Raw genomic sequence first — 15,115 nt, forward strand, 5'->3', positions numbered from 1 at the left:
TAAAGCTCATTGTTATTTACTTCTAAAATCAAATTGTTTAAATTGTAACATTTTGTTATTTTTTGTGAAGCCGCTTGTTATGTTTTGAATATTACATACTTTTGCATTTCAAAAATTAATATTCACCAGAGCCTGAAAGGCGAACGGACTAAGTAATTATAAAATATATACGATGAGAATAGCAGTTGTAGGTGCTACCGGAATGGTTGGCGAAATAATGTTAAAAGTATTAGCAGAAAGAAATTTTCCTGTAACCGAATTAATTCCTGTTGCTTCTGAAAAATCAGTAGGAAAAGAGATTGAGTTTCAAGGAAAAAAATACAAAGTTGTTGGATTGCAAACTGCAGTTGATATGAAAGCGGATATTGCTTTGTTCTCTGCAGGAGGAGAAACATCATTAGAGTGGGCTCCAAAATTTGCAGCAGCTGGAACTACTGTTATTGATAATTCTTCGGCTTGGAGAATGGATTCAACTAAAAAATTAATTGTTCCGGAAATCAATGCTGGAGAATTGACTAAAGAAGACAAAATAATTGCTAATCCAAACTGCTCTACTATTCAAATGGTATTGACTTTGGCACCATTGCATAAAAAATACAACATTAAACGTATTATTGTTTCGACTTACCAATCTATTACCGGTACCGGTGTAAAAGCGGTTCAACAGTTCGAAAATGAGTGTGTAGGTGTTGAAGGAGATATGGTTTACAAATACAAAATCAACAGAAACTGTATTCCACAATGTGATAGTTTTGAAGATAACGGATATACCAAAGAAGAAATGAAATTGGTTCGTGAAACTCAAAAAATATTAAGTGATAAAACGATTGCTGTAACGGCAACTGCAGTTCGTGTACCAGTTGTAGGTGGACATAGTGAAGCTGTAAACGTAGAATTTACTAATGATTTTGATGTAAGCGAGGTTAGAAACATTTTGCACCATACAGACGGAGTAGTGGTACAAGACAACTTAGATACTTTTACATACCCTATGCCTAGATATGCTGAAGGAAAGAATGATGTTTTTGTAGGTAGAATTCGTCGTGACGAAAGCCAAGCAAACACTTTGAATATGTGGATTGTTGCAGATAATTTAAGAAAAGGAGCAGCAACGAACACAATTCAAATAGCTGAATACTTAATTGCTGCAAAACTGGTTTAATCCATTTTTAAATAATTAAACAGAAACTACAACTTTAAACGGTTGTAGTTTTTTGTTTTTTAATGACCTTCCTTTTTTCTTGTTTCGTTACCTTTGCAAAGATGAAAAGAAAACAGCTCATACTTAATCTTTCTTTGGTTGTTGCAGTATTGTTCTCAATAGTGTTTCAATCTTTTGATAGTATAAGCCATTTGCAAGAGAAGTTTTCTCAAAAAGAATGTCATCATACCTACAATTCCAAATCTGAATTTACCCATCAGCATCACAATTTTGATCATTGTTATGTTTGTCAATTTGGGTTCAGTAGTTTTACAACTCCAACCAGTTTTTCCTATGCTTTTTATGCAGGGAAATGGAAAATACCTTATTTTTTTACAAACACAGAATCTGTTTTTTCATTTTCAGGTAGTTTGTATTCCCATCGCGGTCCCCCAACTTGTATTTAAATAACTCGTTTTTCGGGTTGTTTCGTTTTTAAAATCATTTGCTGATAGCTTCTTTTTTTGAGAGATGTTATTGGTAACTCAATCATTTATAAAACATTCTCAATCATTTGCTTTCGTATAAAGTACTTTGATTAGGGAAAACAATACAGTTATTCTAATGAAATGAGCATGATCTTAAATTGGTGGCAAAAACCAATGAAGATATGCGAATTCCATATTCAAAAAAAACAAATATTATCTACATATGAAACCATATATATTGGCTCTATTGCTAGGGCTCACCACTTTTTTACAAGCACAAAATTCGATTTCCGGAAGAGTTATCGATTCCCATAATAATCCATTAAAAGGAGTTTCAGTCGAAGCTATAGAATTGCATGAAAACACTACCACTGATGAAAATGGAAATTACACATTGAAGCAACTGCCGAACGGAAATGTAACCCTAACTTTTTCTTATGAGGGATTTACAACTCAAAATAAAACAATTGATAAAGTCCAAAATACCCAAACACTAGATATTGTTCTGGAAGAAACAGCTTTCCAAATGGATGAGGTTATTGTGTCTACACCTTTCTCTAAATTGCAATCCCAAAACGTGATGAAAGTAGATCGTGAAAGTGTCAAATCTATGCAGGAAAAAGGAAGCGCCACTTTGATCGAAGGTTTGGCAACAATTCCTGGAGTTTCACAAGTTTCGACAGGAACTTCAATAGGAAAACCGGTAATTCGAGGTTTAAGCGGAAACCGGGTTTTGGTATATACACAAGGAATACGATTAGAGAACCAGCAATTTGGAGATGAACACGGACTGGGATTGAACGATTCCGGAGTAGAAAATGTTGAGGTGATAAAAGGACCGGCCTCTTTGCTTTATGGTTCTGATGCGTTGGGAGGAGTCTTGTTTTTTAATCCTGAAAAATTTGCAACGGCCAATACCTTTGAAGGGGATTTTGAGCAAAGATTATTTTCGAATACACTTGGCAGTAATGCTATTTTGGGTCTAAAAACATCTACCAATAATTGGAAATATCTAATTCGTGGTGCTTATAATACACAATCTGATTATAAAATTCCAGATGGTGATCGTGTAACCAATACACGTTTTCAAGAAATGGATTTTAAAGCAGGAATCGGTTATAGCAATGCTAAGTTTTCTAGTGTATTGAGATACAATTACAATAATTTAGATGTTGGAATTCCAGAAGAAGGTATTGCAGATCAAACAACGACTAAAAAAACAACCTATCCCAAACAAGGTGTTTATAATAATTTATTTTCTTTGAATAATACACTGTTTTTTAGCGATTCAAAATTGGATGTAAATTTAGGTTATATCCGCAATGATCGTAGTGAATTTGAAGACAGCAAGGTAGCAGCATTACATATGATTTTAAATACTTTTGATTATAATATCAAATACTATTTGCCAGCTTTGGGTAAAGTTGAAACTATTGTTGGAATTCAAGGGATGTCTCAGGAGAATAAAAATCTAGCCGATGAGTTTTTAATCCCAAATGCAACCACAAATGATTTTGGTGTTTTTGCCACTGGAATTTACAATTGGGGAGTGAACTCGTTGCAAGCCGGCATTCGATTTGATTACAGACATTTGGTTTCCGAAGAACATGGCGTTGTAGATGAAGAAGGATACTTTGAAACGTTGGATAAAAACTATGATAGTTTTAATGCTTCATTGGGTTATAAAACCAATTTTGCTAAGGATTTGACTTTCCGATTGAATACAGCAACGGGTTTTAGAGCGCCAAATTTAGCGGAGTTATCATCAAATGGAGTCCATGAAGGTACTTTCCGTTATGAAATAGGAAATTCTAATTTAACAACAGAACAAAATTTGCAAACTGATTTGGACTTGGAATATAAAGTAAGTCATTTTGAGTTTAGTGTAAGTGCTTTTTACAATCATATCAACGATTATATTTACTCATCACCATCCGGTGTAGAAATTGATGGATTTAAGGTTTATGATTATGTTCAGAATAATGCCAATTTGTATGGAGGAGAAGTAGCTTTGCATTTTCATCCACATCCTTTAGATTGGTTGCATTTTGAAACCAGTTTTGAAACCGTTACAGGTAAGCTGCAAAATGGAGATTATTTACCTCAAATCCCTGCAAATAATTGGGATAATACCATAAAAACAGATTTTACAATTGGTAAATGGCTTGAGGAAGGATTTGCCACTTTGAATGTTTCAACCACTTTTAGCCAAGATAAAGTAAGCGGATATGATATTTCCTCAGATGGATATACGTTGCTGAATATGGGTTTTGGGGGTAAAGTGAAATTGGGTAAGACAGCTTTCGATCTTAATCTTAACGGAAATAATTTACTCAACAAAACATATATTCCACACTTGTCTCGTTTGGCAACAGCTGGAATACCAAATCTGGGAACCAATTTTGTTCTTGGAGTTGCGTTTAAATTCTAAAGATAAATTCATCCAAAAAATAAACCCCAATAACATAGCTATTGGGATTTTGTTTTAATATTCTATTGTTACTTGAGGACACCTGCGAGTGGTGGTTTTGTAACAATTTTCTTCTATTATTGAATTATTTAGAATGTCAAAATAATTATCTTGCACTTTAATAAAGTAACAGTAAAGTAACAATAATGAAAAGCGAAATATTACAATCTGAAATCATTTTAGAAAATGAAAAAGTTTTATTGATTCCTTTTGAAAATGAAAGAAATATAGAACTCAAATCAATTATTTTTGATAATGAAATATGGAAATACATGGGAATGTATGTTCGAGATGATGCCGATTTTGAAAATTATATTGAAAGTACATTAAAACAAAAGAGAGATGGAATATGTTATCCGTTTTTGATTATTGATAAATTCACAAATAAAGTTGCTGGAAGTACCAGATACGGATATTTAAACCACGCAAGCCAAAAATGCGAAATAGGTTGGACATGGTATGGTAAAGAGTTTCAGGGAACAGGATTAAATAAAGCCTGTAAATTTGAGTTGCTAAACTTTGGTTTTGAAAATATTCAATTTAGAAGAATACAATTTAGCGCCGATCTTGAAAATGAAAAATCTCAAAGAGCGATAGAAAAACTAGGTGCTATAAAAGAAGGTTTGTTTAGAAATAACTACATCGATTCTGAAGGAAAAAGTAAAGATGATGTTTATTACAGCATTATTTCAAAAGATTGGGAAACTACTAAAAGAGAATATTTTTCAGAGTTTTAATTTAATGTTCTAAAAAAAAAGAAACCCCAATAGCTATGTTATTGGGGTTTTATTTTAATATTCTATTTTTCCTATCTGTCTCATAATCCGAACAATTTTTGTTTTTCTATTGTTGATATAGGAAGATGAGCTAGTGGCTTTGAATTTTCTAGGGTTGGGTAATATAGCAGCAATACCCGCAGCTTGAATAGGGGTAAGGCTCGATGCATCTTTCCTGTACCAATGCTCCGTGGCAGCATAGGCTCCGTATACTCCATCGCCCATTTCGATACTGTTGAGGTATACTTCCATGATCCGTTTTTTGCCCCAAATGAGTTCTATTAGAACTGTAAAATAAGCTTCAAGCCCTTTTCGAACATAACTACGGCCTTGCCAAAGAAAAACATTTTTGGCGGTTTGTTGGGATATGGTACTTCCACCTTTTATCTTCCTACCTCTCTCATTGCTTTTATAAGCTTTTTGCATGGCAATAAAATCAAAACCATTATGAGTCAGGAAAGTTCCATCTTCGCTGGCAATTACAGCTTTTTGTAAGTTCATTGAAATTTTATCGATGGGTTCCCAGTTATGACTAAAATGATTTTCTTTCCCAGCGGCTTTGTTTTCAAAATAACGCATCACCATTAGCGGGGTAAATGGTACGGGTACAAATTTGAAGAGCACTACAAAAAATATTGAAATTCCAAAAAACCACATCAAAGCTTTTAGCAGAAACCATTTTACTTTGGTTATAAAACTTCCGGAGTTTTTTTTAGTGGGTTTTTTTGTTGTTTTTTTTGGGGTTATTTTGGTTGCCATTTTATACTAAATCTGCTAATTCTGTTCCTATTAAACTGCCTATTGCTACACCCATTCCGCCTAGTCGAACGCCACAGTATACGTTTTCAGACAGTTGTGTTACAATTGGGTTTTTGCTGTTACCAATGCCCATAATTCCGCTCCAGCGATGGTGGATTTTGACATCTTGATTAGGCAAAATTACTTTTTTTAATAAGTCTTCCAATTTTTTTTGAATAATTTCTGTTTCACCAAATTCGGTAGTCGTTTCGGTCTCAAAATCTAAATTTCGGCCACCGCCAAATAATATGCGGTCGCCAATATTTCTAAAATAATAATAGCCTTTGTCTAAATGAAACGTTCCCTTGATGTCTAAGTTAGGAATGGGTTCAGTGATTAAAACTTGTGCCCTTGCTGGTTTTACAGCACCTTTGGTTAGTGTGTTTGCAAAACCATTGGTGGCAAATAATAATTTTTTGGTGGTAAAGCTAAAATCGTCCAATGCAACTTCTACATCATTTCCTTTATCCAAAAATGAAGTGACGGTTTGTTGATTCAGGATTAAAATATCTTCGGCAACGGCTTGTTTCAATAAAGCCTGCATCATATTTCCGGTGTCAATTTGAGCTTCAAATGGATTGAAAATCAAATATTCCTGAATGCCTCCAAAACCAAAACGATCTACCTCTTTGGTAAAAACTTCAGCTTTAAAAAGAGGCTTTAAAATTTCATTTACAAAAGATAATTTGTTTGAACATTCAGCATAATTGCTTTCATCTTCCTTTAGGAACAACTCATAACCACCAAAGGGTTTAAAATCTATTGTAGAATCTCCAAGGCGTTTTCTCAATAGTTGTAAACCGTTCCATCTTTTTTGGATGAGTTGGATGACCTCTTCCTCGGTATGTGTTTTTAAATCATTAATGATTTCAGAAAGGCTTCCGAAACATGCAAAACCGGCATTTTTCGTGCTGGCTCCTTGGGGTAAAATTCCTTTCTCTAAGACTAGAATTTTTTTATCAGGAAATTTTTCCCGTAACCGTAGTGCTGTATGTAAGCCTACAATTCCGCTTCCCACTATGGTGTAGTCTACATTTGTAAACCAGTTTTTTAATTCCCAATAACTTAGTTGCATCAGATAAATTTTTTATAAAATTAATATTTTTTTGATGCTATATTCAATTGCAGAGAATTTTTAATATGAATTTAATGAGAAATGAATTAACATTTAATTAATAAATATCCTAATAAAATTAAGCCTTGCGAGCTCAATCATAATCGTAATTTAACACAAATTAAGATTAATTTGTTATATTGTTAACAAAAATGTAGAATTAGTTATATATTTGGCTGTTAAATAATTAACCAAATAACCAAACTACATTATGAAAAAAAACCTACTATCAATGGCATTAATTGCCATGACGAGTTTTTCTTTTGCCCAAGGAGGGGCTTTATGGAAAGCGACAACGGTAAAAAACAGTTCGACAGTTTCTCGGAACAAATTAGAACTAAAAAGTCCAAAGCTATATGCATTGGATGTAATTGAACTAAAGAAGGCATTGGCAAATGCATCAAAAAGAGGAGATGTTTCAAAAAAATCTAGTACAGTCATAGCATTTCCTAATGCAGATGGGGGTTTAGATAATTTTAGAATTTATGAAATGTCTAACATGGATCCGGCTTTGGCGGCTAAATATCCAGAAATTAAATCATATGTTGGACAAGGAATAGAAAACAAAGCATCTACAATCTATTTCAGTGTTTCGCCACTAGGTTTGCAAACTATGACTATCAATGCAGATAAATCAGCAGTTTTTATTGAACCTTACACAACCGATTTGTCAACTTATTCTGTTTACAGAAAAACAGACAAAGCCGCTTCATTAAATAAGTTTGAGTGTCGATTAATTGAAACAGCAAAGACAGATTTAAATACCAGTAGACTCACTAGCAGACCCAATGCTGATGATGGTAAGCTAAGAACGTTCCGTTTGGCAATGTCGGTTACCGGCGAGTACACCACCTATTTTGGAGGGACAAAAGCACTGGCTCTGGCAGCAATAAACAATACAATGACACGTGTGAATGGCGTTTTTGAAACCGATTGTGGTGTTCACATGAATCTTATTGCCAATACTGATCTGGTAATTTACACCAATGGCTCAACTGATCCCTATTCAGATGCGTCAACTGGTTCCGGCGGTGCTTGGAATACAGAATTACAAAACACGTTAACTTCCGTTATAGGCAACGCCGCTTATGATATTGGGCATTTATTTGGTGCTTCTGGAGGAGGTGGAAATGCGGGTTGTATTGGTTGTGTTTGTGTTGATGACACTTCAAGTACGACTGATAAAAATAAAGGAAGTGGATTTACTTCTCCAAATGATGGGATTCCTCAGGGAGATAATTTCGACATTGATTATGTGGCTCACGAAATGGGTCATCAATTTGGTGGAAACCATACTTTTACTCATAGTAATGAAGGTACTGGTGTTCAAATGGAACCAGGAAGTGGTTCAACTATTATGGGGTATGCGGGAATAACCTCTCTTGATGTTCAACCGCATTCAGATGCTTTTTTTCACGCTGTAACCATTCAACAAATAACCAATAATATTAAAGCCAAAACGTGTTCTGTTAACATCACTACAGGAAATGCAGTTCCAACAGCAAGTGCAGGTTTGGATTACACAATCCCAAAAAGTACTCCATTCATGTTAACAGGAGCAGGAACGGATGCCAATGGAGATGTTCTTACTTACAATTGGGAACAAATGGATTCTCAAACTACTTCAGCCGCACCAAGCGCAACAAAAACAAGTGGAGTGAATTTTAGATCTTATAATTCTTCGACTTCACCAACAAGATATTTTCCTCAAATGCCTTCTGTTTTAGCTGGTGCAACAACCACAGCAGGAACAGAACTTACGGTAGAAGCTTTATCTTCAGTAGCCAGAACATTAAACTTTAGGCTTACAGTTCGTGACAATCATGCCGGTGGACCTGCAAATAATAGTGATGACATGATAGTTACGGTAAATGCTACCGCTGGACCATTCGCAGTTAGTTCACCAAATACTGCTGTTTCATATGTTGGTGGAAGTTCACAAACTGTAACTTGGGCTGTTGCAGGAACAACTGCAAATGGTGTAAATTGTGCTAATGTTGATATTCTATTATCTACCGATGGTGGTTTGACATTCCCAACTACATTATTGGCTGCCACTCCAAACGACGGAACCCAAGCGGTAATCATTCCTAACATGGCTGGAACACAAAACAGAATCATGATTAAAGGAACGAATCATATCTTTTTTGATGTTTCAAATACGAACTTTACAATTACAGCAGGTTCTACTGACACTGTTGCACCATCTGCACCATCTGCTTTAGCTGCATCAGGAACTACACAAACAACAACTAATTTGTCTTGGACAGCTTCTACAGACAATGTAGGAGTGACTGGTTATGATGTTTATCAAGGAGCAACTCTATTAGGTACAGTAACAGGTACTACTTATAATGTAACTGGATTAACTGCTTCAACAGCTTATACTTTCTCAGTAAAAGCAAAAGATGCAGCCGGAAATATTTCTGCTTCAAGTAATGTAGTAAATGTTACTACGCTAGCACCAGTTGTTGATACTACAGCACCTACAGTGCCTACAGCTTTGACAGCATCTGGAACTACTGCTACAACTACAAATTTATCTTGGACAGCATCTACAGATAATATTGGTGTAACTGGTTATGATGTTTATCAAGGAGCAGCTTTATTAGGTACAGCAACAGGTACTACTTATAATGTAACTGGATTAACCGCATCAACGGCTTATGCTTTCTCAGTAAAAGCAAAAGATGCAGCTGGAAATATTTCTGCAGCAAGTAATGTAGCAAATGTGACTACTTCAGCCGTAACGATAACCTATTGTGCTTCTCAAGGAAATTCAGCAACAGATGAACTAATTGGAAGAGTCAAATTTGGAACTATCGATAATGCTTCAACAGGAGGAACTGGTTATACTGATTTTACATCCATTTCAACTAATGCAACTCTAGGGACAACAAACACAATTACCATTACTCCAACATGGACAGGTACTTCTTATCCAGAAGGCTATGCGGTTTGGATTGATTACAATGTGGATGGTGATTTTGCTGATGCTGGAGAACAAGTATGGACAAATGCAGCTTCTACCACAACGCCTGTGAGCGGAACATTTACTATTCCTGCAACAGCAACTCAAGGAGTAACCAGAATGAGAGTTTCCATGAAATACAATGGAGTTCCAACTTCTTGCGAAGCTTTTTCTTATGGTCAGGTAGAAGATTACACAGTAAATCTTATTGGAGGAGCTGCAGATACTCAAGCTCCAACCGTTCCAGCCGCCTTAACAGCATCCGGAACTGCTCAAACTACAACTAATTTATCTTGGACAGCTTCTACGGATAATGTTGGAGTAACAGGTTATGATGTTTATCAAGGTGCTACTTTGAAAGCAACTGTTACTGGGACAACCTATGCTGTAACTGGATTGACAGCTGCAACGGCTTATACTTTTTCAGTGAAAGCAAAAGACGCTGCCGGAAATATATCTGCCTCAAGTAATGTTGTTAATGTTACGACTTTATCTTCTACAGTAGCGTATTGTACTTCTCAAGGGAACAGTGTTGCTGATGAGAAAATAGGTAAAGTTCAGTTAGGAACAATAAGTAATACATCAACAGGAGGAACGGGTTATACTGATTTTACAAGTATTTCAACGAATCTAACAGTTGGAACAGCTAACACTATTACAGTAACTCCAGCATGGACCAGCACAGTTTACAGCGAAGGTTATTCTGTTTGGATAGACTATAATCAAGATGGCGATTTCGCTGATTCTGGAGAACAAGTTTGGACAAAAGCCGCTTCTACAACAACTCCTGTTTCAGGGACATTTACTATTCCAGTTACAGCTACTTTAGGTGCAACAAGAATGAGAGTTTCCATGAAATACAACGGAGTTCCAACTGCTTGTGAAGCTTTCTCTTATGGTCAAGTAGAAGACTATACAGTGAACATTGTTTCTGGTGCTAAAGAATCTGAAATATCCAGAAATGAATCGTCTAGAAATGAAACATCTAGTAATAGTATAACAGATATTAAATTATATCCTAACCCAACATCTTCAATCTTAAATGTAACTTCAGTATCTGAAAATGCTACATTTAGAGTTTACAACCTATTGGGTCAAGTGGTTGAAAAAGGTAAATTATCTGATGGTTCAGTTAATGTTTCTAACATAGGTGCGGGGAACTATATTTTAGAAATTACTGATAAAGAAACAACTTCAATAAAACGTTTTATTAAAAAATAAGAATCCATTATTCCTCACTCATTCCAGAAAAGGATGAGGTGAGAAAATTAAAACTAAAAACTACCTCAAACGAGGTAGTTTTTTTTTGGACCAAATTTGGGAACCTATATCTAGTCTAAATTAGTGTTGTTTTTTTTACAAAAGGATGTTTTGGCATTATAATTGAGGCAATGCTATTAGTATTTCAAAGGGGTGAGCACTTTTCATCCTGTAAATAATTTCAAGAAATATAGAAGGACTAATTCCATAAAAGTGACAATCAAATTATTCAGTTATGTTTAAAAATATAGATGAGCTTATAGATGTAAATTTAAAATTACTATATACATCTAAATCACAATTCATGATGCGAATCAATTTCAAAGATGAATTTGGATATAATCTCAAGAACACTAAGAAGTTTTCTGAAATATTAGACAGTAAAGGTTTGGTGAGACTAGAATCAAGTCAGGGATTTCGCTGTGATTTAACTGATTTTGGTCGTCATGTATTCGAGAATGGAGGATGGATGAAATACATTTCGACAATACAATCATATACTAAATTCAATCCGGTTGCGGATATGAATTCTGAAGTTGAAAAAATAAAACAATTATTTCACAAAAAGCTGATAATTACTAGTTTAGTTGTGTTGGTATTGTGTTTTCTCATCACACTTTTAACGATAGGACTTTTAAAAGGGTTTTAGCATTTTTGATATTCATATTTAATTCAGGTGCCTTATTTTATGATATTTTTATATACTGTTATTTATTTAATTTGAAAATTATAATAGTACATTTGAAATCGGAATATAAATATTTATATAATTATGAGAAAAACACTCTTTTTAATGTTTACTATGATAAGTTTGACCGCAACTGCCCAAAACGTAATGACTCCAGAATTACTGTGGAAGTTAGGACGAATTACCCCATTAGGAGTTTCTAAAGATGGTAAAAATATAGTTTACAAAGTCTCTACACCTTCTGTAGAAGAGAATAAATCCAATTCAAAATTGTACTCAATTCCAGTAAATGGTGGGAATGCAGTAGAAATTAAAGACACAAAAGAAATACTTGCAGATAAAAACATTTCCGCTGATGGAAAATTTATTGTTTATAATGAAGAAGTAAAAGAAGCAAAAGTGTTAGGGAAAGATTATTATCCTAATTTAGAAAAATCAGATGTGCAAATCTACGATGGATTAGATTATCGTCATTGGGACACTTGGAATGTAGGGAAGTTTAATCACGTTTTTTATAAAGAAAATAAAGAAGGAGCTGTTGGAATAGACATCCTAAAAGGAGAAAACTTCGATAGTCCACAAAAACCTTTTGGAGGAGATGAAGATTATATCTGGTCACCAGACAGTAAAAGCATTCTATATGTATGCAAGAAAAAAGCAGGAACTCAATATGCTATTTCTACGGATACAAACATTTATGAGTACAATCTTGAAACCGGGAAAACCATCAATAGAACCGAAGGTAATTTTGGATACGATACTGCGCCTCAGTTCTCACCTTCTGGAGATTTAACTTGGTTGCAAATGAAACGCGATGGTTATGAAGCAGACAAAAACGATTTGATAGTTAGTTTCAAAGGAATGAAAATGAACCTTACGGCTAATTGGGACGGAACAGTAAATAGTTTCAAATGGAGCAATGACGGAAGAAAGATCTATTTTACAGCACCAGTTGATGGAACAGTTCAACTTTTTGAGGTTAACTTTCCAGGTTTGACTAAAATTGCAGTTACAGTAAGACAAATTACAGATGGTATATTTGATGTACATGATTTGGTTGGCTTTTCTGGAGATGATTTGATTGTTACAAGAACAGATATGAATCATGCTGCTGAGATTTTCTCTTATAATCTAAAGAAAAATACATGGAAGCAATTGACTAATGTGAACACTGATACTTACTCAAAATTAGCATTAAGTAAAACAGAGAAGCGTTATGTAACTACAACAGATGGTAAAAAAATGTTGGTATGGGTAATATTGCCACCTAATTTTGATGCTACCAAAAAATACCCAACTCTTTTGTTTTGTCAGGGAGGACCACAATCTCCATTGACACAAGCGTATTCTTTCCGTTGGAATTTTTCATTAATGGCTGCTCAAGGATATGTAGTTGTGGCGCCAAACCGTCGTGGAATGCAAGGTCATGGAGTAGCATGGAACGAGCAAATCAGTAAAGATTGGGGAGGTCAAGTAATGAATGACTATTTATCTGCAATAGATGATGTAGCCAAAGAAAGCTATGTAGATAAAGCTCGTTTAGGTTGTGTTGGTGCTAGTTATGGAGGATATTCTGTGTTTTATTTAGCAGGAATACATAATAACAGGTTTAAAACATTTATTGCACATGATGGAGTGTTTAACACTCAAAGTATGTTTGGAACTACAGAAGAAGTTTTCTTTAATAATTGGGATTTTGGTGGTGCTTATTGGGAGAAAGATAATGCAGCTGCCCAAAAAACATACACTACTTTCAACCCTATAAATTTTGTACAAAATTGGAATACCCCAATATTGATTATACAAGGAGGGAATGATTTTAGAGTAGCGATAGGTCAGTCACAAGAAGCTTTTCAAGCAGCTCAACTTCGTGGAATAAAAAGTAGATTTTTGTATTTTCCAGAAGAAAATCACTGGGTGTTAAAACCTCAAAATGCACAAGTTTGGCAAAAAGAGTTTTACAAATGGTTACAAGAAACTTTGTAAAACCTCAATATATTAATATTTAAGAAATCAATATGTAACAAAAAAATAACTTTGATTACATATTGTAAAACAAAAACATATTTAAGATGTACAAATTTCCAATTAAATCGCTTTTTATTGCAACAACTCTAGTTGTTGGTGTAAATACAATGACGGCCCAAGACGGATTAGTCAATTCTCTAAAAGTAAACGCTAGTGAGAAAAGTGTAGAAAGTTTTAAGTTTACAGATGTAATCAATCTTGCAAACACTTCTATAAAGAATCAAGGATCTTCAGGGACTTGTTGGAGTTATACTACCAATTCATTTCTAGAATCTGAAATGATTAGAATAGGGAAACAACCTGTTGAGCTTTCCCAAATTTTTTCGGCTAGAAATGCTTATGTAGAAAAAGGAAAAAATTATGTGCGTATGCATGGAGCCGTAACACTTGGTGATGGTGGAGAATTGCATGATGTTATTAATATGTACAGAAAATATGGTGCAGTTCCTCAAGAAATATATACTGGATTAAATTACGGTACAAACAAAAACAAGTTTGCTGAAATGTCAGCTTTAACTGAAGCTATGTTGGCGGCAGTTGTGAAGAATCCAAATGGGGAACTAACTCCAAATTGGGAAAAAGCCTATGCAGCTGTTATTGATTCTTATTTAGGTCAAGTTCCGGAAAATTTTACGTATAAAGGAAAAAGTTATACTCCTAAAAGTTTCGCAAAAGAAATAGTAGGGATTAATCCAGATGAGTATGTTGAGTTTGCTTCTTATTCAAATGAGCCATATTATGAAAAAACAATGATGATGGTTCCGGACAACTGGGCTTTTAGTTTGGTTTATAATGTGAAAATGAACGATATGACAACGATCATCGATAACGCATTAAGAAACGGTTATACAGTTGCTTGGGCGTCTGATGTGAGTGAAAAGAGCTTTAGTTGGAAAAATGGTATAGCTTATGTTCCAACAAAAAAGTTTGACGAAATGAACGGTGAAGAAAAAGAAAACATGTTCAACGGTCCAAAACAAGAACTTGAAATCACTGATGAATTGCGCCAGAAAGCATTTGACAACTACCAAACTACAGATGATCATGCAATGCATATTGTTGGAATTGCTAAAGATCAAATGGGTAAAGAGTATTATATCGTGAAAAATTCTTGGGGAGCAACAAATGACTATAAAGGTTATTTATACGTGACTAAGAATTTTGTAAAATACAAAACCACTTCTCTGATGGTAAATAAAGGTGGTGTTCCAGCTGATATCGCTAAGAAAATAGGAGCTTAGTTAAATCTAAGTCTATAATAACAACAGAAACCTCACGTCATTGTGAGGTTTTTGTTTATAATCCTAATTTGAGCTTAGGTAGAGTTTTTAATGAAGTCTACTTAAGAATCTAATTCCATTCATTTTTGTAATTCTTATCT

General features: G+C 34.5%; 10 protein-coding genes. 8 read left to right on the plus strand and 2 right to left on the minus strand.

The window, feature by feature from the left end; genetic code table 11:
- Window positions 1-172 precede the first annotated feature (172 nt).
- The 4 genes from OZP08_RS04560 (at window position 173) to OZP08_RS04575 (ending at window position 4,836) form a co-directional block, all read left to right on the plus strand.
- Complete coding sequence (locus tag OZP08_RS04560) at window positions 173-1,162, plus strand: aspartate-semialdehyde dehydrogenase (RefSeq protein WP_268848541.1); 990 nt, start codon at window positions 173-175, stop codon at window positions 1,160-1,162.
- Window positions 1,163-1,263: 101 nt separating this feature from the next.
- Window positions 1,264-1,608, plus strand: a complete 345-nt coding sequence (locus OZP08_RS04565) for a hypothetical protein (protein ID WP_281323118.1) — start codon at window positions 1,264-1,266, stop codon at window positions 1,606-1,608.
- Window positions 1,609-1,852: 244 nt separating this feature from the next.
- Window positions 1,853-4,060 (plus strand): TonB-dependent receptor, encoded by a 2,208-nt coding sequence (locus OZP08_RS04570; protein ID WP_268848542.1) that lies wholly within the window; start codon window positions 1,853-1,855, stop codon window positions 4,058-4,060.
- A gap of 185 nt (window positions 4,061-4,245) precedes the next feature.
- Entirely contained in the window at window positions 4,246-4,836 is a 591-nt protein-coding gene (locus tag OZP08_RS04575; protein ID WP_268848543.1) for a GNAT family N-acetyltransferase, read from the plus strand.
- A 54-nt stretch (window positions 4,837-4,890) separates the two neighbouring features.
- On the opposite strand, the gene mtgA is transcribed toward OZP08_RS04575, so the two are convergent.
- Window positions 4,891-5,634: a monofunctional biosynthetic peptidoglycan transglycosylase gene (mtgA, locus tag OZP08_RS04580; RefSeq protein WP_268848544.1), complete on the minus strand. Its 744-nt coding sequence runs from the start codon at window positions 5,632-5,634 to the stop codon at window positions 4,891-4,893.
- Between the two features lies 1 nt (window position 5,635).
- Window positions 5,636-6,748, minus strand: coding sequence for an NAD(P)/FAD-dependent oxidoreductase (locus OZP08_RS04585; protein ID WP_281323119.1), 1,113 nt, complete (start codon window positions 6,746-6,748; stop codon window positions 5,636-5,638).
- Between the two features lie 250 nt (window positions 6,749-6,998).
- Between OZP08_RS04585 and OZP08_RS04590 the strand changes: the two genes are divergently transcribed.
- From OZP08_RS04590 to OZP08_RS04605, 4 genes are all read left to right on the plus strand, one after another.
- Window positions 6,999-10,979 carry a reprolysin-like metallopeptidase gene (locus tag OZP08_RS04590; protein ID WP_281323120.1) on the plus strand — a complete coding sequence of 1,327 codons (3,981 nt, stop codon included), beginning with the start codon at window positions 6,999-7,001 and terminating at the stop codon, window positions 10,977-10,979.
- 274 nt (window positions 10,980-11,253) lie between these two features.
- Window positions 11,254-11,667 (plus strand): hypothetical protein, encoded by a 414-nt coding sequence (locus OZP08_RS04595; protein WP_268848547.1) that lies wholly within the window; start codon window positions 11,254-11,256, stop codon window positions 11,665-11,667.
- Between the two features lie 123 nt (window positions 11,668-11,790).
- Complete coding sequence (locus OZP08_RS04600; protein WP_268848548.1) at window positions 11,791-13,692, plus strand: S9 family peptidase; 1,902 nt, start codon at window positions 11,791-11,793, stop codon at window positions 13,690-13,692.
- A gap of 86 nt (window positions 13,693-13,778) precedes the next feature.
- A complete protein-coding gene (locus tag OZP08_RS04605) occupies window positions 13,779-14,975 on the plus strand; it encodes a C1 family peptidase (RefSeq protein WP_281323121.1) in 1,197 nt (398 codons plus the stop codon).
- The last annotated feature ends 140 nt before the right edge of the window (window positions 14,976-15,115 follow it).

The sequence above is a fragment of the Flavobacterium aestivum genome, from assembly GCF_026870175.2.
In the GTDB taxonomy this organism is placed as follows: domain Bacteria; phylum Bacteroidota; class Bacteroidia; order Flavobacteriales; family Flavobacteriaceae; genus Flavobacterium; species Flavobacterium aestivum.

Excerpts from the sequence above, each read along its gene's own strand:
- OZP08_RS04575 (WP_268848543.1), top strand. The coding sequence starts at position 4,246 with ATGAAAAGCGAAATATTACAATCTGAAATCATTTTAGAAAATGAAAAA.
- OZP08_RS04595 (WP_268848547.1), top strand. The coding sequence starts at position 11,254 with ATGTTTAAAAATATAGATGAGCTTATAGATGTAAATTTAAAATTACTA.
- OZP08_RS04565 (WP_281323118.1), top strand. The coding sequence starts at position 1,264 with ATGAAAAGAAAACAGCTCATACTTAATCTTTCTTTGGTTGTTGCAGTA.
- OZP08_RS04585 (WP_281323119.1), bottom strand. The coding sequence starts at position 6,748 with ATGCAACTAAGTTATTGGGAATTAAAAAACTGGTTTACAAATGTAGAC.
- OZP08_RS04605 (WP_281323121.1), top strand. The coding sequence starts at position 13,779 with ATGTACAAATTTCCAATTAAATCGCTTTTTATTGCAACAACTCTAGTT.
- OZP08_RS04560 (WP_268848541.1), top strand. The coding sequence starts at position 173 with ATGAGAATAGCAGTTGTAGGTGCTACCGGAATGGTTGGCGAAATAATG.
- mtgA (WP_268848544.1), bottom strand. The coding sequence starts at position 5,634 with ATGGCAACCAAAATAACCCCAAAAAAAACAACAAAAAAACCCACTAAA.
- OZP08_RS04590 (WP_281323120.1), top strand. The coding sequence starts at position 6,999 with ATGAAAAAAAACCTACTATCAATGGCATTAATTGCCATGACGAGTTTT.
- OZP08_RS04570 (WP_268848542.1), top strand. The coding sequence starts at position 1,853 with ATGAAACCATATATATTGGCTCTATTGCTAGGGCTCACCACTTTTTTA.
- OZP08_RS04600 (WP_268848548.1), top strand. The coding sequence starts at position 11,791 with ATGAGAAAAACACTCTTTTTAATGTTTACTATGATAAGTTTGACCGCA.